At 47.9% G+C, this 24024-nt stretch carries 23 protein-coding genes, 1 tRNA gene and 2 pseudogenes; 11 read left to right on the top strand and 15 right to left on the bottom strand.

Going from position 1 to position 24024, the window contains the following annotated elements; genetic code table 11:
• Positions 1–229: 229 nt before the first annotated feature.
• The 4 genes from GN111_RS31015 to GN111_RS31030 form a co-directional block, all read right to left on the bottom strand.
• The gene (locus tag GN111_RS31015; protein ID WP_155307461.1) at positions 230–3172 is read right to left on the bottom strand and encodes a M16 family metallopeptidase; all 2943 of its coding nucleotides are present in this window, start codon (positions 3170–3172) and stop codon (positions 230–232) included.
• A gap of 205 nt (positions 3173–3377) precedes the next feature.
• Positions 3378–3803 carry a hypothetical protein gene (locus tag GN111_RS31020; RefSeq protein WP_155307462.1) on the bottom strand — a complete coding sequence of 142 codons (426 nt, stop codon included), beginning with the start codon at positions 3801–3803 and terminating at the stop codon, positions 3378–3380.
• 289 nt (positions 3804–4092) lie between these two features.
• Positions 4093–4341, bottom strand: a complete 249-nt coding sequence (locus tag GN111_RS31025; RefSeq protein WP_155307463.1) for a hypothetical protein — start codon at positions 4339–4341, stop codon at positions 4093–4095.
• 6 nt (positions 4342–4347) lie between these two features.
• The gene (locus GN111_RS31030) at positions 4348–6240 is read right to left on the bottom strand and encodes a SurA N-terminal domain-containing protein (protein ID WP_155307464.1); all 1893 of its coding nucleotides are present in this window, start codon (positions 6238–6240) and stop codon (positions 4348–4350) included.
• 470 nt (positions 6241–6710) lie between these two features.
• Between GN111_RS31030 and GN111_RS31035 the strand changes: the two genes are divergently transcribed.
• Positions 6711–6786: transfer RNA gene (locus tag GN111_RS31035), tRNA-Ala, on the top strand.
• 70 nt (positions 6787–6856) lie between these two features.
• Here the strand turns inward: GN111_RS31035 and GN111_RS31040 are convergent.
• Positions 6857–7216: pseudogene (locus GN111_RS31040) on the bottom strand (hypothetical protein); the annotation flags it as partial.
• Positions 7217–7257: 41 nt separating this feature from the next.
• Here GN111_RS31040 and GN111_RS31045 point away from each other — a divergent pair.
• The 3 genes from GN111_RS31045 to GN111_RS31055 all read left to right on the top strand — a co-directional run bounded on the left by GN111_RS31045 (position 7258) and on the right by GN111_RS31055 (position 9125).
• Positions 7258–7587, top strand: a complete 330-nt coding sequence (locus GN111_RS31045; RefSeq protein WP_155307466.1) for a hypothetical protein — start codon at positions 7258–7260, stop codon at positions 7585–7587.
• A 510-nt stretch (positions 7588–8097) separates the two neighbouring features.
• Positions 8098–8487: a nuclear transport factor 2 family protein gene (locus tag GN111_RS31050; protein ID WP_155307467.1), complete on the top strand. Its 390-nt coding sequence runs from the start codon at positions 8098–8100 to the stop codon at positions 8485–8487.
• A 140-nt stretch (positions 8488–8627) separates the two neighbouring features.
• Positions 8628–9125 (top strand): nuclear transport factor 2 family protein, encoded by a 498-nt coding sequence (locus GN111_RS31055; RefSeq protein WP_170302544.1) that lies wholly within the window; start codon positions 8628–8630, stop codon positions 9123–9125.
• 267 nt (positions 9126–9392) lie between these two features.
• Here GN111_RS31055 and GN111_RS31060 read toward each other — a convergent pair whose 3' ends face one another.
• From GN111_RS31060 to GN111_RS31095, 8 genes and pseudogenes are all read right to left on the bottom strand, one after another.
• Positions 9393–9755, bottom strand: coding sequence for a hypothetical protein (locus GN111_RS31060; protein WP_155307469.1), 363 nt, complete (start codon positions 9753–9755; stop codon positions 9393–9395).
• A gap of 46 nt (positions 9756–9801) precedes the next feature.
• On the bottom strand, positions 9802–10083 hold the full coding sequence (locus GN111_RS31065; RefSeq protein ID WP_155307470.1) for a hypothetical protein: 282 nt from the start codon (positions 10081–10083) through the stop codon (positions 9802–9804).
• A gap of 78 nt (positions 10084–10161) precedes the next feature.
• Entirely contained in the window at positions 10162–10566 is a 405-nt protein-coding gene (locus GN111_RS31070) for a tyrosine-type recombinase/integrase (protein WP_155307471.1), read from the bottom strand.
• A gap of 109 nt (positions 10567–10675) precedes the next feature.
• On the bottom strand, positions 10676–11095 hold the full coding sequence (locus GN111_RS31075) for an AbrB/MazE/SpoVT family DNA-binding domain-containing protein (protein ID WP_155307472.1): 420 nt from the start codon (positions 11093–11095) through the stop codon (positions 10676–10678).
• A gap of 211 nt (positions 11096–11306) precedes the next feature.
• Positions 11307–11639 carry a PilZ domain-containing protein gene (locus GN111_RS31080; protein ID WP_155307473.1) on the bottom strand — a complete coding sequence of 111 codons (333 nt, stop codon included), beginning with the start codon at positions 11637–11639 and terminating at the stop codon, positions 11307–11309.
• A complete protein-coding gene (locus GN111_RS31085; protein ID WP_155307474.1) occupies positions 11629–11913 on the bottom strand; it encodes an integration host factor subunit alpha in 285 nt (94 codons plus the stop codon). The genes GN111_RS31080 and GN111_RS31085 overlap by 11 nt, the downstream gene beginning before the upstream one ends.
• Positions 11914–12513: 600 nt before the next feature.
• Entirely contained in the window at positions 12514–12867 is a 354-nt protein-coding gene (locus GN111_RS31090; protein ID WP_155307475.1) for a hypothetical protein, read from the bottom strand.
• 545 nt (positions 12868–13412) lie between these two features.
• A pseudogene (locus tag GN111_RS31095) lies at positions 13413–14492 on the bottom strand (IS4 family transposase); the annotation flags it as partial.
• A 604-nt stretch (positions 14493–15096) separates the two neighbouring features.
• Here GN111_RS31095 and GN111_RS31100 point away from each other — a divergent pair.
• Positions 15097–16386, top strand: coding sequence for a DUF401 family protein (locus GN111_RS31100; RefSeq protein ID WP_155307477.1), 1290 nt, complete (start codon positions 15097–15099; stop codon positions 16384–16386).
• A gap of 173 nt (positions 16387–16559) precedes the next feature.
• On the opposite strand, the gene GN111_RS31105 is transcribed toward GN111_RS31100, so the two are convergent.
• Positions 16560–19079, bottom strand: a complete 2520-nt coding sequence (locus GN111_RS31105) for a cache domain-containing protein (RefSeq protein ID WP_231715822.1) — start codon at positions 19077–19079, stop codon at positions 16560–16562.
• Here GN111_RS31105 and GN111_RS34070 point away from each other — a divergent pair.
• Positions 19021–19215 (top strand): hypothetical protein, encoded by a 195-nt coding sequence (locus GN111_RS34070; protein ID WP_231715833.1) that lies wholly within the window; start codon positions 19021–19023, stop codon positions 19213–19215. The genes GN111_RS31105 and GN111_RS34070 overlap by 59 nt on opposite strands.
• Before the next feature lie 460 nt (positions 19216–19675).
• On the opposite strand, the gene GN111_RS31110 is transcribed toward GN111_RS34070, so the two are convergent.
• Positions 19676–19951, bottom strand: coding sequence for a hypothetical protein (locus GN111_RS31110; protein ID WP_155307479.1), 276 nt, complete (start codon positions 19949–19951; stop codon positions 19676–19678).
• Between the two features lie 113 nt (positions 19952–20064).
• Here GN111_RS31110 and GN111_RS31115 point away from each other — a divergent pair, with 113 nt between their 5' ends.
• From GN111_RS31115 to GN111_RS31135, 5 genes are all read left to right on the top strand, one after another.
• A complete protein-coding gene (locus GN111_RS31115; RefSeq protein ID WP_155307480.1) occupies positions 20065–20250 on the top strand; it encodes a hypothetical protein in 186 nt (61 codons plus the stop codon).
• 120 nt (positions 20251–20370) lie between these two features.
• A complete protein-coding gene (locus tag GN111_RS31120; protein ID WP_155307481.1) occupies positions 20371–22167 on the top strand; it encodes a sensor histidine kinase in 1797 nt (598 codons plus the stop codon).
• Complete coding sequence (locus tag GN111_RS31125; protein ID WP_155307482.1) at positions 22167–22799, top strand: response regulator; 633 nt, start codon at positions 22167–22169, stop codon at positions 22797–22799. The genes GN111_RS31120 and GN111_RS31125 overlap by 1 nt, the downstream gene beginning before the upstream one ends.
• Positions 22800–23182: 383 nt before the next feature.
• Positions 23183–23548 (top strand): response regulator, encoded by a 366-nt coding sequence (locus GN111_RS31130; RefSeq protein ID WP_155307483.1) that lies wholly within the window; start codon positions 23183–23185, stop codon positions 23546–23548.
• Between the two features lie 34 nt (positions 23549–23582).
• The gene (locus GN111_RS31135; protein ID WP_155307484.1) at positions 23583–24020 is read left to right on the top strand and encodes a universal stress protein; all 438 of its coding nucleotides are present in this window, start codon (positions 23583–23585) and stop codon (positions 24018–24020) included.
• Positions 24021–24024 lie beyond the last annotated feature (4 nt).

The raw sequence follows: 24024 nt of genomic DNA on the forward strand, positions 1-24024 counted from the left end.
GAACGTTCAAGGTTGAATGAGGAGATCGCTTCGCTCCGTCGTTTACTAAAAGGAAATCCCGATCATTTGCTGCCGTTTGTGAAGCAGGAATTCAAAAATCAAAAATGACAGTATGCTTATTCGAAGTTCGAAGTTGGACGTTCGATGTTCGACGTTCATGGGCCTGGGTACTTTTCTTGTCGCCAGTTCAGAGGCACCGATACCTGCGTTCTGATTCGTCCCTCGTCCCTCATCCATTGTCCGTCGGGTCCTCCTCCTTCGGCCGGATAATAATCGCCACGGCCCGCTTTTCAGTAAGGTAGGTCCCAGCGAGTCGGTTCAAATCCTGGACGGACACTGCCGCGTAGTCGTCCAGAAAGCTTCTAGCCCATTCGATTTGTTGGGGGTGGCGGGTGGACTCGGTCATTACGCTGTTGAGCCAGTATCCGTTGGTCTGGCGCAGCTCCCGGATGGAAGTGAGAATTGGGTCGATGGCACGGTTCAGTTCATCTTCGGAGATTCCCCCGGTGGATAGACGGGCGGCGATGGCATTAACTTCCTTGAGGACGGCATCGGTCTGATGGGGAGACACGCTGACATAGGCCTGAAAAACCCCGTAGCCGTCATAGGCCCTGCTGGCCCGGTTGAAGGCGTACGGAGAGTAGGAGGCCCCCAGTTTTTCCCGGATACGCTGCCGGAGGCGTTCGGAGAAGACGTCGGCCAAAACGGAAAGCCGCCGGGTCCGGCCGATATCCCAGAAATCTTCGGTCTGCCAGGCGGCGACGACCATGGCCTTGGGAATCTGGGTGTCCACCGCGATGCGTTTGATGGTGCCGTTGGGCATGGCTGGCAAATCGTTGCGAACCGCATCCAAATCCCGATCCTGTCGGGCCAGCGTTCCCAAGTAGCGCCGGGCCAGATCGATCACCTGCTCGACGTCCACGTCACCGACGACGGACAACTCCAGCGGGGCTTTGGTCAACTGGGGCTGAATCCACTCCCGGATATCGTCCAGGGTGATAATGTCGAGCTGTTCGGGGGACGGCAGCCCGAAGCGGCTGTCGCCTCCGGCCAGGAACCGCAACCCCTCGATTCGCATCATTCCGTCGATGGAGCGGGAAAAGGACCGGTATTCCTGGTGCATCCGTTCCCGAACCAGTTTCAGGGCGTCTTCACGGAAGCCGGGATCCATCAGGTGCGCATAGAATAGCTGAAACATCAATTCCAGCTCATCGGGCACACTTTCGGCGAAAAAACCGCAGTGGGTTTCACGGATGCGGAAATCCACACCGGTGCGTTTGCCGGCCAGCGCCCGCTCTAACTGGCTGGTATCCAGAGCCCCCAGGCCACTTTCGTCCATTGTGGCTTCTCCCAGCAGAGAGATGCCCGGCAGGGATTCGGGCTCCGCGGATTTTCCCCGGCCGAAAATCAGGCCGGCCATCACTTCATTTTTGCTGTAGTCGGTTTGCTTCACATTGATCCAAACGCCGTTGTCCAACCGGACGCGGGTCACGCCCAGGTCTTCGATGGTTTCCCGAAAGGCGATGCTGCCGGTATTTTTCGGTGTCGGAAGATAGGGGAAGACGGCCGCCGACTGCACCTCGGGGCGTTGGACGACACGGGCAGCCGATGAGAGGTAGGCATCGCGGATCCGTTTTTGCGGCCCTTCCTGGGCGGCCTTGCCCAAATCGGCGTTGCCGGTGACCAAAACCAGGCGATGCTCTCCGGGCCAGTTGTTTTTAAAGGCCCGGTGGACGTCATCCAGGGAGACGGATGCGACCACGGGCGCCAGGTTGGCCTTCTCCTGCTGCGGTGACTGGAATACCCGATTGCGGGCAAGGTGCCGCATGATCATGCGGGCCAGGGAGGTGCTGTTGCGGGTCGGCGATTCACGAACGGCGTTGTCCAGCATACTGAGCGTGTCTTTTTTTACCCGCTCCAATTCCGCTTCCGTGAACCCGTAAAGAAGGGCCCGTCGCAATTCCTGCTCTAAAACCGTTAGGGTGGCGGACCACTTGTCCGGGCTGCTGTCGGCGGAGATCTCCGCGTACCGGATATGGTCCAGGTAGGTACCGCTGCCGATGGTGGCCGAGGTGAACGGGGCGTCCGGTTCTTTCAGGCGGCGATCCAGCCGGTTCTGCACCATATCGTCGGCCATCTGCTCGACCAGTTGCTTCTGTTGCAGAGCCAGCGAGTCCGGGGTCGGTTCTTCGACACCGACGACTTCGATGCTCACCGCTGTCCCGCCGGCTTCGGGTTCATGGTGGTAGAACACTTCCAGTCCTTTGTGGCGGATCGTTCCCATGGGCGGCGAAACAGGCTCCGGTGCCCGTGGAGCGAATTCGGTGAACTGCTCTTTGATGAGCCGCTTGGCCAAAGGAGGTGAGAAGTCTCCCACCATGACCAGCACCGCATTGTCCGGCCGGTACCAGGCATCGTAAAAGTCTTTCAGTCGTTTGTGGTTCGCGCCTTCTATGACTGCCTTTTTCCCGATGGGCATTCGTCGGGAGATCAGCATGCCCGGCAGTTCGAATTTTAAAGTGGCCTTGAAGGTCCGATAGTCGACGGAATCCCGGGTACGCATTTCCGCAAGAATGACGCCTCGCTCCCGGTCGACCTCTTCTTCCAGGAGCAGGGCGCCCATGGCATAGTCACGCATGACCAGTAGGCCGTCCTTAAGGTTACTTTCATCGCCTGCGGGCAGAATGATGTCGTAGACGGTTTCGTCGAACCCGGTGTGGGCATTGGCGTCGTTGCCGAACTGCATGCCGATGCTTTGAAAATAGCGCACCAGTTCGCCGGGTGGAAAATGCGTGGAGCCATTGAACAGCATGTGTTCGAGAAAATGAGCCAGGCCGCGCTGATCTTCGGTTTCGTTCAAACTGCCGGCACCGATATAAAGGTGCAGGCTGACCCGGTTTTCCGGTCGCTGGTTGGGCATCAATAGATAACGAAATCCATTGTCCAACCGCCCGAAGGTGACCGCCGGGTCCGGGGAAAGGTCGCTGGTTTCATGGGGCCATGGCAACCGGTCGGACGGTCTGTTTTTCACATCTCCCGCAGTGACTGGAAAAGGAGAAGAGAATGTCGATCCCGGAGACAGAAGCAGTCCCCCCAAAAGCATCAGCAAAAGGGCGATTGCTGCCTTTATCCGGGTGTGTTTACCTGTTTCTACCCTGCTGTTACCCATCATCGGAACACCTTGCCGTTATCGATTCGGTTTCTATCCGCCGTTCTTTCTGCATACCGGTCAAATAGTAATGCATGGCCGGATAAAGGCAATCCCTTTTTCCGAGGCCCTGACATCAAAAAAGCCTTCCGGGCCCGTTGGTCAACGGGTCTGCGGAAGGCTTTTTTTACCACAAAAGCGGTGTGGATTGGCGGTTGAAACGCCTCCTTTATTTTTTCTTTTTAACGTAAACCCCTCTTGAGAGCGTTTCGATCTGTCCCTTTTTGGTCAGTTTGTAAAGCGCGTTGCTCACCTGACGGGGCTGCAGGCCGGTTTTTTTCTTGATCCGTTCCACGGCGATTCCTTTGCGGCTCCTGCTGATCATGCCATAGATGTCATCAAGCATGGTGTTTCCCGCGGTAGCCGGTTTGGCCTTTACTGCAGTGGGTGCCGCTTTCTTGGCAGCCTTCTTTTTTGGGGCAGCCTTGGCCTTCTTCGCTTTCGCCTTGGCTTTCTTTACTGCTGCTTTTGCTTTTTTGGCCGGCGCTGCCTTGGCATTTTCTTTTTCAAGGGCTGCCGCCATTTTCTCCAACTGTTTGACCAGGGAAGTAAGGGTCCGCGAAATCGCTAACAGTTTCTTTTGCGCATCGTTCATCAGCTTGAGCCTCCTTATTAGAGCGGTTTTAGCTAGAAATTTAGCTAGTTATTATGAGCCCTATTATATTTCTCTTCTGTTGTCAAGCCTTGTTTGGAGAACTGATGCATGCAGAAGTGACGACATCGTTTAACAGCAATGCGAGATGAAGAACCGGCAGCAATCGGAATCGAAAGGGAAGAAGAGTGCATACAGGGCCGCGCCGTGTTGGTCACGGGCGGCAGGGAGCTGAGGAGCCTTGTGGTTGCAAAAGCCTTTCGGAATTTGAAATGCTCACTTCACAACGTTGTCAGGTTTCCCTGATAAAAGCCCACCAGATATACCAGAAGAAGAGCGCCCACGCGCCGATGGCGGCCCCATATCCCTTCCAATCCGTTTTACGGGTTGCCATGCCATGCTTGTTCATCTTGCCGACGGGAAGTTTGCACGACGGGCAGACTTCTGCGTTCAAGGGCATGTACTCCATGCATTCCGGGCATTTTTTAGAGATAAAGCCACTTGGATTGTCGGGATCAATGGGCCCGTGGCGTGTATTCATGGCATTTTATTCCAGGTATGATTTTTCAATTTTGATTTCACTGTCGGCTTTGCGTGCATCGATCCAGTCCTGCATTACGGTTCTTTGCTTCTGTTGAAGAAGCATCGCCTTGATGCTTTCCTTTTCGCTCTCGAAGCCGTCGGCTGCCGGGGATTTTTTCTCCACCAGCCGAAGCAGATAATAGCCAGCAGCCCCCTTTACCGGATTTTTGCTGGTGTCACCGGATGAAGCCAACTGGAACGCCGCCTGGGTTACCTGCGGATCCGAACCGATGTCTGGGATGGGGGTGTTGCGCTTGAACAGGCCGGTGTGCTTTATCGCAACACCGTGTGCGCCGGCGCTTTCCTCGAACGTTTTTCCCGCGGCAAGATCGGCTGACATGGCCTCGGCCTCTTCACGCGCCTTGTCGGTCTGCATTTTTCGGATCAGATCTTTACGGACTCTGGTTTTGACCGCATCCAATTCGGGAACGGCCGCTTTGATAATTTCCGTGGTTTGGATAACGTAGTAGCGCCCGCCAATATCCTGAATGTCGCTGATTTCGTCTTTTTCTAGTGCGAACGCGGCCTTGGCGAACGGGCCTTTTGCGTTGCCCAGTGCTTCCGGTCCATTCCGGGTGAACGAACCGGCTTCCATTACGGGCAGATTGAATGTCTTGGCGTTATCGACCAAGCTTTCTTTTTCGTAGCAGGTCTCGTAGAACTGTTCGGCCCTGTCGTAGGCCAGATTGCGCGCTTTTCTTTGCTTCAGGGTGGCGACAATGCGATCTTTGCTCTCTTCCAGTGTCTTTGTGGTCGCGTCTTCGACGGACTCCACCTTGATCACATGCCACCCAAACTGGGTTTTCACCGGATCACTGATTTCTCCGGGGGCCATAGAGAAGGCCTTGTCGGCAAAAGGTTTCACCATCTGCGATTTCTGGAACTTGCCCAGATAGCCGCCTTTCTCCCTGGTGGGGCCTTCCGAGTAGGTTTTGGCCAGTTCGGCAAAATCTTTTCCTTCTTTTGCCATCTTGGCAATATCTTCCGCCTTGGCCCGGGCAGCATTATCCGCTTCTTCGTCTGCACCCGGATCCAGTTTGATCAGAATATGGCGGGCTTCGACGGTTTTTTCGGTTTTGAATTCGTCGGTGTTGGAATCATAATAGTCCACAATTTCGTCTTCGGCAACGGCCACCTCTCCCTTGAAGGCTTCTGGGTCGAACATTACATACCTGGCCTTGACCATGGGATCGGTCTTGTAGTTTTCTTTCTGCTCATCGTAATAGGCGGCGATTTCTTGCGCCGATGGGTCGATATCCTTGTAGCGGTCCGGTTCGAACAGAACAGTGTCGATGCTCACGGAAGCATTCTGCCAGTCGTACCAGAGGCGCGCCTCGCCGTCGGACACCTTGGCGGCACCTGCGACAACCCGGGTCAGCTTTTGGGCCAGCAACGTGTTCTTTTGATCCTCTTCGAATTCTTCCGGGGTGAGGTGGATCTGGGCGAGAAGTCTGCGGTAGCGGCGGTTGTCGAATGTTCCATTGGTCTGGAAGACGGGAGCACTCATGATTGATTCCGCCATCTCGTCATCGGTAACCCGCAGATCCAGTTTCCTGGCTTCCTGGAGCACGATGGCGCGGTCGATCAACTGGTTCAATGCCTGATCCTTGACCTTGAGCATTTCAAGCATGCCGTCATTCAGGTTCTCGCCGAAGCGCTGGCGATATTGATCGATCAGGTTGTTGTAGGCGCGTCGAAATTCACTGACAGCGATAATCTCATCGTTGACCGTGGCCACTTTGGACGCTTGCCTGGAACGGAAGCTACCCACGCCCCAGAAAACGAACACGATGACGATGGCGAAAAGAATTACTTTGATCATCCAACTGCCGGCATGTTTGCGCATCACGTTGAGCATTAACGACCTCTTCTCTGCATTTTAAAACAGGGGCGTTGTCGGGCCCCGTCCGTTGAAATCCATGTTAAAGAAAAACCTGCCCGAAAAGGAAACCCTGTAAAGGCCATCATTTCGGGCAACACAGTCGGCAACCGTTTGCCCCTTCGGGTATCCAATTCCAGGCAATTGATCCATCCAAACAAAATCTTCTATTTTTTCAACCGATTGACATTACGTATTATGGCCGTTTTTGTCAATAGTCGAGCGACCTTCGAGTTGACGTTTCCCACCGGTGGTGCGCTTCGTCGCAGAAGTTGAACGTTACGCGCATTGCATGCCGTTTGCCGAACTCTATATACAGGCGATGGCAGATTGGGTCTCAAAATAAGCGGTGCACCGGCACAGCGGCGCCTGCCTGGATTTTTACAAAAGCCCCATAAAAATTGCATTGACAGGAAAATTCGATTTTGTTAGTTTGCGTTTTCGTTTCCGGGGCTGTAGCTCAGCTGGGAGAGCGCATGACTGGCAGTCATGAGGTCAGGGGTTCGATCCCCCTCAGCTCCACCAAGAAAATCAAAGGTTTACACTAAAATGTGTAAGCCTTTTTTCTTTTGTGTGAGAGTCTGTGTGTGAATTTCTAATTTTTGAATTGACTATCATAGTGTTTTTTCCATTTCCGTATTGCATTATCACTGACACCATATTTCCTACCTGTTCCAACAAAACCCAATTTTTGGATATCTTGGCATAAGCTCTTATAATCAGGTCGCTCAACCTTTCGTTGCCAAAATTCAGAATGCCTATTGGTGGGATGAATTTCATTCTGTTTTAGTGGGGCGGTAAAAATATCAATTTTACCAAGCATTTCTATCGCATTACGCTCATCTTCGTTTGCAGAATGAATGTATCCTTCGGTTGTTTTGCGGTTACTATGACCGAGAATACGCTGGATAACCCCTATTGGCACTCTCAGAGAGTCCAATATCGTGGCAGTGAAATGCCTAAGACGAAGCTGAAAATGCTGTTACAGGCATTTCCTTGAACGATTATCTAATTTACGAAGACCTATATGAGGTCGATGAGTCCTATATCCCAACCGATATGGAGAAACGTATTGAACAGCGGGGAACTGAACTGCATCCTTTAGATGATCCAGATGAATACGAACAATACAAAATGAGAAAATGCCGATATAGCCTTATCTTCAGCGAATTCCTAAATGGGAAGATTGACAAACAGGAAATGATTAAAAAAATGGAACAGGCTGAAAACAAAGATATTTTTGACTTTCAGCCATTCGAAGAAATACACATTGTCGATCTGGAAACCAAAAAGGGAAAAAGGGTTCGATTGGTTGCTGTAGATTAGTTGAGCGGTGTGGATTTGATGATTTGGCTATTGAGAGTGTGCTTTCGAAAGTAAGAAATAATCGGTGCTTCAGAAACTGTGTTCTGAAAGTAAGGATATTTCTTCGCTTTATTATCTGACTTGAATAGGATTAAAATACTACAATGTGGTATGCATCTTTATTCCTGAACTGAATCGTCTTGACATATACTCATTATCGATCTAAATTTTTATCAGTTCCTGCCATGTGTAGCGTTGATGCCATTATTTTGATTCATTTCTATACTGTAATTAGGTTCTTCTTTAAATTTCAAGCTGCTGGCTGACTCGTCCATCTCATATTGATCTGGAGTACGTCTTCATTTTGGATTTACCCTTACCTGCGGGACATCATATGGGGACGATTCTCAAATTGTGCATATATCACTCCTGAAGGGATTTTCCTTTCGGGAGTAATGATGATTCTCACGATATAATCCATATATAAAAGTAATTATAGAGAAAATACCTAAAATATTGGAAGGGAATCCTATGGATAACGTTGAAATGGTAAAGCAAGGATATCAGCTATTTGCAAAAGGGGATTTAGAAGGTGTATCAGCCCTCTTTGATCCAGAAATAGAATGGAATGCTTCTCAAGGATTACCATACATTGAAGGAGATGGTGTTTTCATTGGATTTAGTTCCATTGTCCAAAATGTCTTTGCAAAAATCCCCGAAAAAGTTGAAGGTTTCCACATTGACATCAGGGAACTTTTTGGAAGTGGTGATAAAGTGGTGATGGTTGGGCAATATCAGGGAGTCTACAAGCCTACTGGTAAAGAATTCAATGCCAATGCCACACATGTGTGGACTATCAAGGATGGGAAAGCTACGAAATATTTTCAGGCAGCGGACTCAGCCGAAATGATAAAGCCATAGGCAACGTAAAAGGCAGGGTCGATTTTGATCCTGCCTTCACAAATTCTGATAAACCCTAAAATAGTCTATATAGTCAGGAATTTGCAATCTAAAATATCCAACCATTATTGACTAAATTTGAAATCAGAAAGGAGGAAATCGTGAAATTACAAAAAAGCTCCATTCTGAAAATTGTCATTTCTTTACTCATAGGGATCATTTTTTATTTTACGGACATCCAAGCATTTGGAGACGAATGGACACCTGAACAAAAGGAAGTATGGGCATCAATAGAAGGATTTTGGGATTCTGTAAAAAATGGTGACATAGATGGTGCATTATCAAGGCATCACGATCAAATGATTGTATGGCTTTGCGAGAACCCTGATCCATCCAGAAAAGATCAAACACGATCAGAATACTATACATTAATTAACCGATCAGTACCTACCACTATTAAGCTGAAACCTTTGGCTATAAATATAGTTGGTGATGTCGCTAATGCATTTTATTTATCAAAATGGATTAGCCTAAATGAAGAATTGTCAAGTAGCTGTAGGGTATTGGTAACCATGATAAAACAGGATAATAGATGGGTTTGGATTGGAAGTCATGATTCTTCGTGTGATAGGCTTCCACCGTGTCCATATGAATGGTAATGGTAAGATAACTTAGATTGCTTTGAGTACATTGATGTAATTTTATTACGCTAACACAAGAAATTTCAAGGTTTGTCAGAATTGATATAGCCTATTTGCTTGTGAATGCATACTTCGACTCTGCCTTTTTCCATTTATGCCAAACAATGTATTAGTTTGAATTTTAAAGGTATATACTATTTATATACTCTTATCTCTCCTGAAATTGAGCGGAATATATTCCGTTCCCACCAACTTACATCAAATTTTACGAATCCGCTGTCAGAATCACTCTGCTGTCGAAATCATCATCTTAGCTTCTTCAATACAGAAATCCATTGTATCGCTTGATGTTGGCAATCCCGATTGCGATAGCTGACTGACACCTAAAGCTGTTCGTTTTGCCTTGATTCTTTCAACATATTCCCTGTTCATGGGATTTTTACCCATTGATTTTACATTAGAATCGGAAATGCTGTCCAACATGAAATCATATTCTTCTGGAAACCTTTCGATATGGATTTTACGGGCTAATTCACAAATTTTATTGAGTTCCGAGTCCTGCTTATCAAAAATCTCAATGTCTTCAGGCGAGAGTCCTTTCCGAGCTTCATACCGCTTTCTAATTTGTTCCGTCTTGAATCTGTTCATTTGTTATTCCATGATATTGAACGGCAAACTCATGACAATCAAATCGTTATCTTTCATCCTTGTAAACAATTGATGCGTTAGGATTATTTATATCGCTGGCTTTCAGAAGAATCAAATTTGGATTTTTTAAAAACTCTTTCAAATTAAATGAAAATTTCATAGCATCATCCAACGATTTAAAACCCCAATGAATATCTAAAACACCATCATATTCACTTCGCTCATACGGTTCAATATCAATTGAAGATAGGATGTCTTCCTCAAGTTTTTTACCAAATGGATTGTAATTTATCCAAATAATGACATCGTAATTAGGTAAGTTGGACATTTCGGTTCCTTTTCAATGAGAGAACTACAGAGCTATGATATTGGTTAGGCATCGATATCATTTTTCCGCAACCATTTGCTATAATTCATTCATGTAGATATTTCTGATTTCTTCATCTTGTATACAAAGATAGTTTAAGGTCTGCTTTTGGCTACTGTGGTTGAACGTACACATCAACTCCGCAATCCCCACTCCATAAGTTGTCCGCTGGTGAAATCCAAACGTCTTCCGCAATGAATGAGAGCCATAGTTCCCCTTCAAATTTATCTCAGCGCACCATGTCTTAACAAGCCTATTCACTGAAGACACAGTAAGGCATCCACGCTGTCCAAGGAATAGGTGATCACCATCATCATAGTCACGACTTTTAAGAAGTGCCTGTATTGAAGCTATGACTGCCTTATTCAGGGTGATCCTTCGATGTTTGCCAGTCTTTTTCTCTTTTAGGACAAGTTCATCACCAGCTTCAAGGTGCCGAACCATCCCTGCTGTGATCCGCAACAGGTCTGATGTCTACGAATAGACCCACAATAGCGTGAGCATTTTCACATTCAGTTGGGAGAATTACTTGTAAAGTTAGACAGATACTGCATCAATTAGGCAGCATAGAAGCTTGCGAACAATTTCTCTCCAAGGAATGACCATTTCTTTTTCGCAAGATCGTCTTTGGCGGTTTTTTCACCGTCTCAAGAATCAAGCCAGTATCACCCTTAACAACTCTAAAGGTATCCATGTCCCCTAAATCCAGTTCATCAATCAACTTCTTGGGGATTACAATACTGCCTTTGCTATTGATACTGACCTTGTTATCAACCTTTTTTGGTTTGCGACCTTTCTTCACATCCTTGATTTTATCCAATGCAACCAAAGCATCGTAATATGCCACTTTGAGTTCTTGCAGACTCTTGAAATTGAATTTTTCCTTTATTGCTTCTTTTCTCATGCCCATTTCAACAGCTTGGAGCAGGGCATTATGCTCCACCAGTTTCTTTTGTGCCACTTTTTGTGCCACTTTTTGTTCCTCTTTAATTGATTTTATTCATGTGGTAAATAGTGAGGGGATAAACATATTAGATTAAAACATTAGTCATTTTGATTTAAACGTCAAGGCGTGTTGCAGATATCGGGAGGAATTCATTTATCGTATGCTTGCACCTTTTCCGTAGTAGACTTATCCAAACCAGCAGGTGCATCCATGCTGATATGCAACTATGCCAACAAAATTATTTTAATGAAATTCGATTACTCTCATGGACAATTTCTGGTAGATGCCCTTCTTTACAGACTAATCCGTTGATGCGCTTATCGAATGATACCGCAAATCCATTATGTTCATTACGAATGACTTTTCCTGATGCCTGAATAATTTGGTCAAAACTAAACAGCGGAAATTTAAGGACGATTGGAGTTCCGTATTCGAATTTTCTCCAAGTCCTAACAAATAAGCCATCGGCACCAATATTTTTCAGTACGTCTTTGAATGTTCCCTTATTGGTGGTGTATTCCGCTATGATAAAAGCTGCTTTTCGTGGGTGTTGGCGTTTATTACCTTCCATTTATTTTATCTCGTAACTTTCCTGAACTCTTGAAAGTCACCACCCGTCTGGCTGGAAGGATTGCATCCTCACCTGTAGCGGGATTACGACCTCTACGCTCTTTTTTATCCTTGACACAAAACTTGCCAAATCCACTTATCAACACATCCTCACCAGATTCCAAAGTTGATTTGATGAGTTCAAGCAGGGATTCAACGGTTTCAATGGCTTTTTGTCTGTTGAATCTTAGTCCAGATTCAATCTTTTTTGCAGCAGCGTGTTTCGTTAGTGTCATGGTATTAGCTTCAGCTATGATGTAAATGGCAGTTTAAATTTTTACTGAACTCACCAATCAAGTGTGTTGTCAATTAGTTAACTTTGGCAATCAAATGTAGATCAATCCGCAAACCCCAGTAAGACAGTTTCCAAACCCTACTATCTGAAAATTTAATCAGCCCCTAACAATAAAGTGCCACTCTGCAATAATGGACATAGAGTAATCTATCCTAAAAAGGGAAGTAATTCCCAAATATCAAAAGTGTAATATTTAGTCAATATTGGTTGTTTATCGTAATATTCCAAGTGCAAAACCAAAATTTGCTTGATGCTCAAGCCGATTTCTGATGGATTGTATTTATGCCTAACAAATAATAGTTACTATCTAGATTTGACCATGAGCAGAGTTCAAGAGCTAATCAGTGTATTGTCAGAAAGCGATGTAATAGCGAGAACCGCAACCGCAAAATCTCAGCAACGCTGCAAAATCTGTGGTAACCCTGCCAAATCATTTAGAACACCCCGATCAGAGCTTGAATACAGCATTTCAGGGATATGTCAGGACTGCCAAGATTACTATTTTGGGGATGGTGTTCATAACAGCGGAACAAATCAGAAATCAGCTTGAAGGTTCTTTGATGGTGGTGTGATTGCCCACACTAAATTTTATACGATGGGGTAGGCCACGCTCTATCCTACCCAATTCGACATTAAGAATGTTACGAAAGTTATCCACATCAATGTCTAAGTGGTTACAGATATTGACAAAGCTAGTGATGCTCTCTAAATCGTCTACCGCTATCCAATATAGGGCTTGGTTTCTGTAAATTTCATGGTCACTATAGGTAGGCTTAAAAATATCTTTAATAGCACGATTTAGAATTGCAACATATAGTGACCGGATAGATTCAGCCAAGTTCCCAATGTCTGGATCGGGAATGAAAAGATCGGAGGTGGGACAGGCATTGCTCATCGGCATCTTCTTATGGATAGGTTAAAACAACTTACTGGTATTCTATAGTAATAATAAAAAATATACACTAATTGCCATTTGTAAACGAGCTGATAAAGTGGTAGCCCATCACCAATAATTATCTTTGCCCTGATCGATAGGTGGACTATATGGTAAGGGTTGTCATACTGAGGATTGCAAGTGCGACTGTTGTATGAGCCGTTACCATGATGCAATAATGCATATTAGCATTGGATACAGGGGTGTGGGGATTCGATTGATGGGATGGGTTTTGTGTGGTAGGAGATTGTCTGCCTTATCCCTAAAAATAGGCTCTGTGGGCGTTTAAAGGGCTATTTACAACGGAGAAAGGGCTAAATTGTCGTGGTGGTGGGGTAGGGTGTAAAGGTGGCAATTCCCCATGCTATGTATTCAGGTAAAAATGAAGTCTCACAAAAATTATAATAAATATCAGTAAATTCCGGTTAAGTTATTGCACTAACATTCTGTAAATTTGGTTCTTTTTCAAATTGTTGATTGTCGTCAGCCATAGGCCAGCAGCGTAATTCATTTTCAATCTGAGTGCGCAACTGCCTCACCCGACGGATGGACACCTTTTCCTTAAAATGGTTGTGACAGTATATGGCCAACAACAGATACGTGATCAGACCTGAAAGGATTTGAACCAGCAGGCCATAAGAGCTACGGGCAATCAGGTGGTAAACCTTCAGGTGTCTTTTCCACCAGGCAAAAAAGTTCTCAATGTTCCAGCGCAATTTGTACGCCTGAGCGATTTGCTCCGCCGATAAATCGTAACGGTTGGTGGCAATCCAATATTTGACACAATCGACTTCATAGCCCACCAACCGTAATGGGTGTTGGCTCTGGTTGATACCGGCAGTACCCAAAAGAACCATGGCATCGAAGAATACGATGGTGTCTGCAGGTATCGCGTGTTGGGAAACGATCTTTTTTTTCGTACTGGCTTTGATTCGGCAAATAAACAACTGATCGTTTTCTTGCAGTTGGTCGAACAGTTCGTGGCACTGATAACCACGATCCAGAACGCCGGTCTGGCCTTTCGAAAGAATCTGGGAGACAAAAGGTCTTTCCGCACCGTTGCCTTCGGTAAGATGAACTTTTCTGGGAATGGATCGATTCAGGTCAAAGCCGACATGAACTTTTGCCTTTTTGGATGCCTTTCGGTAATCGGCCCAAAGCATGGACAAGGTACCGTCAATTAGGGATCCGTCAATACCGACTAACTGGCCAAGATCCTTATGGGCTTCAGGCAATAAATGGGAAGCCTGCTGCTGAAGGTTTTCAAAGACGTGCAGAAACTGTTCGAGCCCACGTGTATTTATTGCCTCGGAGAAACTGCTTTTTTCAATGCCATCTTCAGGAGCGATATGTTCTCTGGCAAAGTCGTCTTCTTTGAGAGTTTGCAAAAGGTGTTGTGCCGATGTGTGTTCTTCCAGATGAAAAAAAACCAATGCCCGCAACTGTTCCTCGAAAGACATTTTCAAGGGTCGATTTCCTCTGGATTGAAGTTCGGGCATCGTATTCATGGCATTACAAGCAGGGTTGATAAAATCGCAAAAAGATATGGAACTGGGCTTTTTATATGGGAAAAACGAGCGCGGCATGTATAACCTCCTGTAATAATGAGTTATACAAAATCGCGCCGCATATTGCCCTTGTGTTGTCAAGAAAAAATTACATCATTACAAAATATTTTCGGATGGTTACATGCAATTTCCTATCCGGAAATTACTGAATAAATATACTTCTTTTTCTAAACATAAAATTCTTATTTTCTGTGTGAGAATCTGTGTGTGAAAAACGGTATAAAATGTGTGAAATCTAATAAAATCAACAAAAATGTGAAAAATGTATTATATGTTATTTCTACAAGTTATAATGAATATAGGAGTTTTGGAAGCTCAAAGGCATAGTCTGGCAGTCATGAGGTCAGGGGTTCGATCCCCCTCAGCTCCACCAAATTACAATCCAACTTGGTTATACTAAGTTTAAAGGGCCCTGAAAAATCAGGGCCTTTTGTATTTCTGTCGTCCAAATGATTCATTTAAGGTCGGGTGGAACGCTTCAAAAGGGTTATCATTGGAACCCGCGTTCGGTTTTACCAGTATCCACTATGGGACGAAAATAGCACGATGAAGAAAATATAATTTCAGAGCGAAGCGGCGCCGGCCTCGACGAATTGTTAGCAGCAGTTTAACATCTATTCCCATGAATTTTCTAACCACCATCCCCGCCTTTATCCGCATTCTTATCGTATTCGCCGTTATTCTTGTGAGTATCCATCGCAAAATGGCGCTGGGGCATTGTTTCAGCCTGGGGGCCTTTGTTCTTGGGATTCTTTTCGGAATGACGCCTTTGTCGATTTTTCGATCAGTTGCTGTAGCGCTCTCCCATCCAAAAACGCTCAGCCTGGCCGTGGTGGTCAGCCTAATCCTCGTCCTCAGCCATAGCCTGGAGGCCGCCGGGCAAATGCAGCGCTTATTGGACCGTTTTCAGGGATTGATTCGTATCCAGGCGATCAGCATTATCGTTTTCCCAGCTTTGATAGGGCTGCTGCCTATGCCTGGGGGCGCCATTTTTTCAGCGCCCATGGTGAAAAATTTAGGAAACCGTGGGCAATTGAACGCTGCTGACCTCAGCTATGTCAACTATTGGTTTCGTCATATCTGGGAGTATTGGTGGCCACTTTATCCTGGAATCCTTTTGATCACCGCAATTAGCGGTCTCAACCTCTGGTCTCTGGTACTGAAGTCCCTTCCCATGACCATTGTGGCTGTCATCGTTGGTTATTGGCCCTTAAGAGGCAAACTTTCCTTTTCCAGCCGAAAGCCTTTGAATGCCAAATCCATCGTCAATCGTTCATCATGGCCCTTTTTTGTCGAATTGACGCCCATCTGGATGGTTATTGTGCTTGGCGTTGCAATTGGAGCCGGTCTTTCTCATCTAAACATGTTTGGAAACATTGCCAAGGAAGCCGGACTCATCATCGCTTTGGTGCTGGCAATACTGCTGGTTTGGCACACGAACGGCGTTTCGGCAACCACACGCCGGAAGATCCTTCTAAACCGTAAATTGGGGAGCCTGGTTTATATGGTCGCCTCAATTCTGATTTTCAAGGGAATTCTGGAAGACAGCCAGGCAGTGGTCGCTGTGAGCACTGACCTTTTAAGATGGGGTATCCCATTGGTGGTCGTGGCAGTAGCGCTTCCCATGCTGGTTGGCATCGTTTCGGGGATAACCATCGCATTTGTTGGAACGACGTTTCCTATCCTGATCTCCCTGATCCAGGCCTCGTCAGCCAATACAGCAGTATTGCCTTATTTAGTTCTGGGCCTGGTAAGCGGTTTCGTGGGAGTCCTCTTCTCGCCTCTGCACGTATGCCTGCTTCTGTCCAATGAATATTTTGAAACCTCCCTGGAGCAAGTCTATCCTCGTCTGGTTGTACCTTGCCTGGTTATGGTAGTTGCCGCACTGATATATTTCAGGATGTTGACCTGACGGTGCCCTCAACATGACAATCCGGTAATGTTGAGATCATCCCCCGGCAAGGTTCAGCATGTATATTGGATTGCAACACGGCGTCACTGAACCGGACCACCTTGTGTCTCCTATCCTTTTTGCCGCCGGGCCGCCGATTGGCGGCCCGGCTTCCTCTGGACGGTTCGGCCTGATTATGTTAGGTCGTCAAGGATTTCTCTGATTTTTAATGCCATTCCCCTTAGCGAGAACGGTTTCTGGATAAAGTTGACATTGTCGTCGAGGATGCCCTGGCTGGCAATAATGTTGGCCGTGTAGCCGGACATGTAGAGATGCTTTATCCCAGGAACGATGGCGATCAGTTGGTTTGCCAGTTCCGGCCCGTTCATTTCTGGCATGATCACATCGGTAATGAAGAGTTGGATGCGATCACGGTTTTCCTCGGCAAGTTCGATCGCTTCACTGGGTGCCGATGCGGATAGAATGGTGTACCCCAAGTCGCGGAGCATGATTTCACATATTTCCTGAAGAACGGGATCATCTTCCACCATGAGAATGGTTTCCCCGCGGCTTTTAGGTATATCTGCATCGGTCCGGGCAATTTCTTCCACGGCGCCGCCGGCATGATACGGGACAAAGATTTTGAAGGCCGATCCGGTATCCGGTTCGCTGTAGAGTTTGATAAACCCATTGTTTTGCTTAACGATGCCGTAAATGGTGGAAAGACCCAGACCTGTTCCCCGGCCCAGACCTTTGGTGGTAAAGAATGGCTCAAAAATTCGTGTTGCCGTTTCCCTATCCATGCCGCAGCCATTATCGCTAACCGTTAACTGGACATAGTCACCGGGGGCACAGTCGAGATAAGACTTGCAGGATGCCTCATCGAAAGAGGTGAAGCCTGTTGTGATCGTGATTTCGCCCATCCCGGAGATCGCGTCCTTGGCATTGACGCATAAATTGGCCAGGATTTGGTCAAGTTGACCAGGATCCATTTTTACCGTGCACGGTTTTTCTGCCGGTTGCCAGACCAGTTCGATATTCTCACCGATCAGCCGATGCAGCATCTTAAGCATGCCGGCTACCGAGGTATTCATATCCAAAACTATCGGCGACACGGTCTGCTTGCGGGCGAATGCCAGTAACTGACGGGTGAGACGGGCGGAACGCTGACCAGCGTCGAGGATGCGGCTGAAATATTTATGCATCGTATCGGACAAATCATCTTTTTCCAATCCCATTTCTGCATATCCGATGATGGCGCCAAGCATATTGTTAAAATCGTGGGCCACTCCGCCGGCTAGAATCCCAACGGCCTCAAGTTTTTGTGATTGGAGAAATTGCTCCTGAAGCTCCTGCCGCTCGGCTTCGATCTTTTTACGCTCGGTAATGTCCCTGAAATACCATACGCTGCCTAGTTCCTCATCGTTGAGAACGATTGGAGAGAAATAGCGCTCGAAGATCCTGCCATCCTCAAACAGAATTTCCGAAAAATCTCCTTTAGTGTTGTTTTCATAGAGGGCATCAAATTTATCCTGTAGAAGTTCCGGCTTTTTTAATTGATTTTTTGCGAAGTCAATATAATGCATAATATTGGTATGTTGATGAAGTGATTCGGGAATTTTCCACATCTTGTAAAATTTCTTGTTGGCATGGATGATCTGGCCTTTTTCGGTTAGCGCCACCATGCCATCGGGGGTGGCATTAAAAGTGGTTTTGAGAAGCTCCAGGTTTTTGTGTCTGGCAGATTCCTCCTGTTTACGGTCGGTAATATCGAGAAAACTGATAAGGATACTCTTCTCAATTGCCCTTGCCCCGGCCAGCATGGTTCTCGTTTTCCCATCTTTACAGGCTACGTTGTTTTCAAAAGGTTCCATGATCGTGGTATTTTTCAGTGTGTTATGAACTGTGGTCTGCCAAGCGCTTATTATGGATTGTCTATAGGTTGGATCCGGGTAGGCCAGTTCCCACCATTTTCCCCTGGTCGACAATTCATCGCGGGTATAACCGACAATCTGCACAAATTGTTCGTTCACTTCGATAATTCCGAATTCCTGATCGACGAGAATCATGGGGACCGGCGCCATCATGAACAGATTGCGAAAACGCATTTCACTTTTCTGCAACGCTCTTTCGGTTTTTTTTTGTTCCTTCCTGACGAGTATTCCGCGCCAGGTCAGATAGCCGCTGAGAAGCACCGAGAACAATAGGACGCCGATGCCTACAAATGTGAGATCACGCGTCAATGCGGCAATTTCATTTCTAACATCGCCGTAAACAAGGCCGGAGCCGATGACCCATCCCCATGGTTCGAATAAAGAGATATAGGCAAGTTTTGAATGCATTTGGGTTTCATTCGGCTGGTTTTTCCACATGTATTCGATGAAACCGCTTTTCTGGCGAGTGGCGATTTCGATGCTTTCCTGAAGAAATTGCCGGGCCTGAGTGTCTTTGATCGTATCGAGATCGCGGCCGACCAGATCCAGCCGGATGGGATGCATGTGAAAGCGACCCTTCAAATCGCTGACCCAAAAATAGTTTTCCATGTCGATCCCGTACCTGAATGATCGGATTCTCCGCAGCGCACGATTTTGTGCCTCGGCCAGATCGAGCAGACCATTGTCGACATCCTTTTGATAGGTGTTCAGCAGATATTCGATGGAGCGAACCAGTTCACGAACGGAAGATTGCCTGCTGGTCAGGATGGCCGTTTCCATCCTTGGAAGAATGAAAAAGAAAACGGTAATACCGAAAAGTGCGACAACCAGGAATGCCGGCAAGGCAAATTCAGCGAATTTTCTCAACGGCTCACTCCTTGTAAACTATATGCTCAACCGCACATCATTTGCGTAATGTTCTGACAGCGAATTTGTGCCGTTAATCAGCTAATAAAAAGAAAAACTCCCGCTTCAATTCATGATGCCGAGTCGGTCAATTGAAACGGCTCTGAGCAATTGGGGGGGGCAAAGCCCCCTCAATACCGATTGTATCGGCTGATCCGCGGTGAGCTTTAGAATGGCCTTTTGGCCGGTTTTTGGTGATGTTAGGAGGATAAAAAATTAAGGGATAACTTTGGGGTCTTGAAAATAATTAAGTCAATAAGAGATTAGATTTCAAGAGGTGGGACTTGTGTTGGATCGACCTCGGCTCCACCGAAGAAGAATCAAGGGGTTCGTGTTTTTTCGCAACCCCTCTATATGTGGGCTTTTCATGGAAGGGTTTGGTTTGCGCGCTTTTCCGTCGTGTTTATCCACCCCGGCAATTTTGTTTCTTCATTTCCACCGCACGGGAAGGAACTTTTCTGGGCGGTCATTTACGGCGAGGGGTCCTCTTTTGGATGGTCAAATCCCATGTTCAGGGCGATTCCGTATTCCAGATCGGAAAAACCCGGGCACCGGTTTCGCAAAATTTTGTTCAGATCCTTCCACATCAGGGGCCACCCCTGATGCGTGTTGACATCCGGCAGCGATCCTGCCTGATATAGTTTGACAATTGCATAAGCAGAACGGTTGAGGTTGTCCCTGTTTTTCGCAAGAGACCGCCTCGATTGCCTTGCTTGTCCAGTCAAAAAGAAAATTCGTTTTTCCATCGTGTTGTCCCGCAACAGTGCCTCGCAGCATTGAATTGCCTGCGGTACCCGTGTATGGGCTTACCGCGCTATTGAATTAGGATACTATTTCCGAAATATTAGATTTTTGTTAGGTGTACGATTTTTTCCGTGAAGGTTCCATCATTATCGGTTTTCAAAAGGAAATCTTTGATCGAAAGGGTGTTTTATTTATAGGTAATCCAATAGGATTGCCGGATGCAGATAAATCGGAATTCATAAATGCTACTTTCAGCAATGCCATCGGCCTGCAAAGAATCGCCAGTGCTTTTCCAAAGTGACTTATAAGTCCATGAAATCCAACGCATTGGTTGCAACGGGGATGGATTTGGCTGTATAGAAGGTGACGAAACCGAAACAGGATCGCCTGCCCGTCGCCATAGTCACAAAACAGGGATGTCATGAAACAATTTACCGGTGTCAGTCTGAAAACACGATTGTACCCGTTGGTTTTACTATCCTTCATCCCGGTGACGATGATCATTTTCTATGTTACCGAAGAGCAAAAAGCGATTGAAAAAGACGCCATCCTGCATAAAACCAAGCTGATGGCCCAGATGGCGGCCGAGACGGAAAACCTGCAAATGCAGGCCATCCGTGATTTGACGGCTGCCGTGGCCGCGACCTTTACTGCCGTGAATGGGGAAACCGAACGACTCTCGCCATTCCTGTCCCACCTGATGAATTCTGCCGACGGGTACAAGGCTCTTGGCATCGTCAACCCTGCCGGCAGCCTGATTGCCGGAAGCCACCCTGACCGGATGGAGAGCGATTATGCAGGCCGAAAATGGCTTTCTTCGAGTCTCAAGCGACAGGGTCTGGTGATGGGGTCCTATCACGGCGAACGCATCAATGGCGAGCCGGTGATTTATTTTGCGCGGTCTATTCCTGACAGCAGCGGGGATGCCGTGGCCGTGGTTTTTGCCGCCCTGGACCTCAACTGGATGAATCGAGGTTTTCTCGACCAACTGGAGGAACTGCCGGCAGGTTCCCGGCTGATCCTTGCCAACGAAAATCAGGTCATGTTGCGTTATGAGGTGGACACGGCCAACTGGGCCGCTGCCCAGCCGCTTGATCCGGCATTGCAAAAGCGGATCGAGAGTCAACCATCGGGAGTGCTCACCGCCGACGATGAGAACAATAAGACGTGGATTTATTCCTTCGCCCGGTTGGAGAGCGCTTTTCAACAGGGCCGGGTCTATGTCGTCCTAAAGGTTGGCCAGTCGGTGGCCCTGGCGACATCCAACCGAATTTTTGTGCGCAATCTGATTCTGCTGACTGTTTCGGCGCTCATGGCCGTTCTGGCCATCTGGTGGGCCGCGGAAAAATTCATCCTTCGCCGGATCGGTGCCATCATCCATGCCAGCCGCCAACTGACGGCAGGTGACTTTCGGGCACGCATTGGCCGGATCGGCATGCGCGACGAAATCAATCATCTGGCCGGTGTATTCGACGAAATGGCCCAAACCCTGCAGATGCGGATCGAACGCGAGGAACAGGCCAAAGCTTCCTTGAAGCAATCCCGAGAACAACTTCGCCGGTTGAGCGCATACCAGAACGATGTGCGTGAACAGGATCGCATCCGCATCGCCCGCGAGATCCACGATCAGTTGGGGCAGTCGTTGACCATCCTGAAAATGGATCTCGCCTGGATGAGAAAACATCTTCCGACGGTCGACAGTGTAGTGGATGAGAAACTGGCTGCCATGTTTCAGTCACTCGGTGAAGCCATGAAAAGCCTGCACGCTGTCATAGCCGAATTGCGACCGGGGATTCTGGACGATTTTGGATTGGCCGCAGCCATCGAATGGCAGGCCGATACGTTTCGTAATCGCACTGGAATCGACTGCCGATTGGTTCACGACGGCTACGAACCGGAACTGACCAAGAACCAGGCCACGGCCCTGTTTCGAATTTTCCAGGAACTGTTGACCAATATCATTCGCCATGCCGAGGCCAAGGAAGTGATCGTTCGCCTGGAGAAGCAGGAGGGTGAACTTCGATTACAGGTTGAGGACAACGGCCGCGGCATCACCGAGGAGGAGATCAATTCACCGCACGCTTTCGGGTTGCTCGGCATCCGAGAGCGCCTCTACCCCCTGGGCGGACAGGTTGTTTTCAAGGGACGCACCGGACAGGGGACTCGTGTCACCATCCTTCTTCCCCTGGAGAATATCGATCAAAAAGGAGTCAATTGATGATCAACGTCGTTATCGCAGATGACCACCCGATCGTACGCGCTGGATTGAAACAAATCATCACCGAAGAGGCCGACATTGCCGTTGTCGGCGAGGCGTCCAACGGTGTCGAACTGCTGAATCTGGTTCGTCATCATGATTATAACGTCGTCCTGCTGGACCTTTCGATGCCCGGGATGGACGGGCTGGACGTTCTCAAACAGCTGAAGATTGAAAAACCCCACCTGCCGGTGGTTATCCTCACCATCCATCCGGAATCCCAGTACGCCCTGAGAATCATCAAGGCCGGTGCGTCCGGCTATCTGACCAAGGCAAGCGCCGACGAGGAGTTGATCCGAGCCATCCGCAAAGTGCACCGCGGCGGCAAGTACATCAGCCCATCCCTTGCGGAAAAGATCGCCTTCGCCCTGGATGAAGACGCCAGCAGGCTGCCCCATGAAACCCTTTCCGACCGCGAATACCAGGTGCTGTGCCTGATCGGCTCCGGAAAAACCGTCTCCCAGGTTGCCGAGTCTCTGGCGTTAAGCGTCAAGACCGTTTCCACCTACCGTGCCCGCATCCTCGAGAAAATGCATCTGGAGAACAATGCCGAGCTGATTCACTACGCCGTTCAGAACGGCCTGGTGGAGTAATGAACGATACCGATAAAAAGCAGCAAACTAACCCTCGGGCGATGCCCGAGCGACCCGAAACGGTTCTGACCGGTCCGGAGAGACTTTCGATCGGTAATTGTTATTCAGAACGTCGAACATCGAACGCCCAACATTGAATGAGGAGATCGCTTCGCACCGTCAATTGATTAAAGGAATCACCGGTCGTTGGAGCGGTCTGTGAAATAGGGCTTGATCCAACCACCCGCTAAGCGGGTCGGTGGTTTTTCCATACGCATCCCCCTTGTCGGACAAACACCGACACCTTCTCCCGCCCCACGCCTACATCAAGATCAGATGATCGCCGATTTCCGTGCAGACCTCCTGTTTTTATTATTGGTGTAACGAGAACAAGGAGCAAGCCAATGAAACAGGTACTGATTGTCGACGACTCTTACACGATGCGAAAACGGATTGCCGCACTTTTGCATGAATCCCCGCTGATTCGCGTCGTCGGAGAGGCCGGAAGCGGTCGCGAGGCCATCGAGACGGTCGAGCAAACCCGACCCGATACGGTCATTCTCGATATCCATTTGCCCGATCAAAACGGGATCGCGCTGCTCAAACGGTTCAAGGCGGCGTATCCGGAAATGAAGATCATCATGATGACCACCCTCGATGATTTGCGTTACCGGAAGGCATGTCTGGACCTGGGTGCGGATCATTTTTTGAGCAAGGCCATGGAATTCGAACGTATCGTCGACACGGTTACCGAAAACACGGCGCACTGAACGAAACGGTGTGCCTAAACAAAAGGAGGTTCCCATGGAAACATTCAATAACATTCTCGTCGTCAGCCGTTCTACCAAAAAATGTGTCAAGGTGCTGCGAACCGGAGTCGCCCTGGCCAGAAAATTCGGGGCGCAACTGCATGTCCTGCACATCATCCACGATCCCTTCAACGTCAACGGATGGAATCTTCCGGTGCCCTCCCTGGACGAGGAGTACAAGGCCATGGTTGCCAAGGCCCGCGAGGAACTGGATCGGATCATCCGGCTCGAAAAAGCCGAAGGCATGGTGATCAACGAATGGGTCAAGGATGGTGATCCGGTGGAAGCCATTTCCCAGGCGGTAGAGAAGGAAGGGGTCGATCTTATCCTGATGTTGGCCCACCGGGAGGGCCGTCTGGAACATTTTCTCTTCGGAAAGACCAACGATGCCATCATTCGCCGACTGCCGGCAAGCTTGATGCTGGTTCGTTAAGGAG

This window comes from Desulfosarcina widdelii (assembly GCF_009688965.1).
Classification (GTDB): domain Bacteria; phylum Desulfobacterota; class Desulfobacteria; order Desulfobacterales; family Desulfosarcinaceae; genus Desulfosarcina; species Desulfosarcina widdelii.

Excerpts from the sequence above, each read along its gene's own strand:
- GN111_RS31025 (WP_155307463.1), bottom strand. The coding sequence starts at position 4,341 with ATGAATACACGCCACGGGCCCATTGATCCCGACAATCCAAGTGGCTTT.
- GN111_RS31015 (WP_155307461.1), bottom strand. The coding sequence starts at position 3,172 with ATGATGGGTAACAGCAGGGTAGAAACAGGTAAACACACCCGGATAAAG.
- GN111_RS31030 (WP_155307464.1), bottom strand. The coding sequence starts at position 6,240 with ATGCTCAACGTGATGCGCAAACATGCCGGCAGTTGGATGATCAAAGTA.
- GN111_RS31060 (WP_155307469.1), bottom strand. The coding sequence starts at position 9,755 with ATGAACAGATTCAAGACGGAACAAATTAGAAAGCGGTATGAAGCTCGG.
- GN111_RS34070 (WP_231715833.1), top strand. The coding sequence starts at position 19,021 with ATGGAGCGAACCAGTTCACGAACGGAAGATTGCCTGCTGGTCAGGATG.
- GN111_RS31070 (WP_155307471.1), bottom strand. The coding sequence starts at position 10,566 with ATGGTTCGGCACCTTGAAGCTGGTGATGAACTTGTCCTAAAAGAGAAA.
- GN111_RS31080 (WP_155307473.1), bottom strand. The coding sequence starts at position 11,639 with ATGGAAGGTAATAAACGCCAACACCCACGAAAAGCAGCTTTTATCATA.
- GN111_RS31125 (WP_155307482.1), top strand. The coding sequence starts at position 22,167 with ATGATCAACGTCGTTATCGCAGATGACCACCCGATCGTACGCGCTGGA.
- GN111_RS31135 (WP_155307484.1), top strand. The coding sequence starts at position 23,583 with ATGGAAACATTCAATAACATTCTCGTCGTCAGCCGTTCTACCAAAAAA.
- GN111_RS31130 (WP_155307483.1), top strand. The coding sequence starts at position 23,183 with ATGAAACAGGTACTGATTGTCGACGACTCTTACACGATGCGAAAACGG.
- GN111_RS31110 (WP_155307479.1), bottom strand. The coding sequence starts at position 19,951 with ATGGAAAAACGAATTTTCTTTTTGACTGGACAAGCAAGGCAATCGAGG.
- GN111_RS31100 (WP_155307477.1), top strand. The coding sequence starts at position 15,097 with ATGAATTTTCTAACCACCATCCCCGCCTTTATCCGCATTCTTATCGTA.
- GN111_RS31020 (WP_155307462.1), bottom strand. The coding sequence starts at position 3,803 with ATGAACGATGCGCAAAAGAAACTGTTAGCGATTTCGCGGACCCTTACT.
- GN111_RS31105 (WP_231715822.1), bottom strand. The coding sequence starts at position 19,079 with ATGGAAACGGCCATCCTGACCAGCAGGCAATCTTCCGTTCGTGAACTG.
- GN111_RS31085 (WP_155307474.1), bottom strand. The coding sequence starts at position 11,913 with ATGACACTAACGAAACACGCTGCTGCAAAAAAGATTGAATCTGGACTA.
- GN111_RS31090 (WP_155307475.1), bottom strand. The coding sequence starts at position 12,867 with ATGAGCAATGCCTGTCCCACCTCCGATCTTTTCATTCCCGATCCAGAC.
- GN111_RS31120 (WP_155307481.1), top strand. The coding sequence starts at position 20,371 with ATGAAACAATTTACCGGTGTCAGTCTGAAAACACGATTGTACCCGTTG.
- GN111_RS31065 (WP_155307470.1), bottom strand. The coding sequence starts at position 10,083 with ATGTCCAACTTACCTAATTACGATGTCATTATTTGGATAAATTACAAT.
- GN111_RS31050 (WP_155307467.1), top strand. The coding sequence starts at position 8,098 with ATGGATAACGTTGAAATGGTAAAGCAAGGATATCAGCTATTTGCAAAA.